At 51.3% G+C, this 507-nt stretch carries 2 protein-coding genes; one reads left to right on the forward strand and one right to left on the reverse strand.

All coding sequences use genetic code 11. The features are described 5' to 3' along the window. Positions 1-118, reverse strand: a 118-nt coding sequence (locus I5G_RS24380) for a Rop family plasmid primer RNA-binding protein (protein ID WP_009590107.1), incomplete at its 3' end; no start/stop codon positions are given. Between the two features lie 64 nt (positions 119-182). Between I5G_RS24380 and I5G_RS27125 the strand changes: the two genes are divergently transcribed. Beyond that, positions 183-507 (forward strand): hypothetical protein (locus I5G_RS27125; protein WP_349267306.1); only part of this gene is annotated, 325 nt, incomplete at its 3' end.

Raw genomic sequence — 507 nt, forward strand, 5'->3', positions numbered from 1 at the left:
ATTCACAGATGTCTGCCTGTTCATCCGCGTCCAGCTCGTTGAGTTTCTCCAGAAGCGTTAATGTCTGGCTTCTGATAAAGCGGGCCATGTTAAGGGCGGTTTTTTCCTGTTTGGTCACTGATGCCTCCGTGTAAGGGGGATTTCTGTTCATGGGGGTAATGATACCGATGAAACGAGAGAGGATGCTCACGATACGGGTTACTGATGATGAACATGCCCGGTTACTGGAACGTTGTGAGGGTAAACAACTGGCGGTATGGATGCGGCGGGACCAGAGAAAAATCACTCAGGGTCAATGCCAGCGCTTCGTTAATACAGATGTAGGTGTTCCACAGGGTAGCCAGCAGCATCCTGCGATGCAGATCCGGAACATAATGGTGCAGGGCGCTGACTTCCGCGTTTCCAGACTTTACGAAACACGGAAACCGAAGACCATTCATGTTGTTGCTCAGGTCGCAGACGTTTTGCAGCAGCAGTCGCTTCACGTTCGCTCGCGTATCGGTGATT

The organism is Microbacterium sp. B19, from assembly GCF_000333395.1.
Taxonomy (GTDB): domain Bacteria; phylum Actinomycetota; class Actinomycetes; order Actinomycetales; family Microbacteriaceae; genus Microbacterium.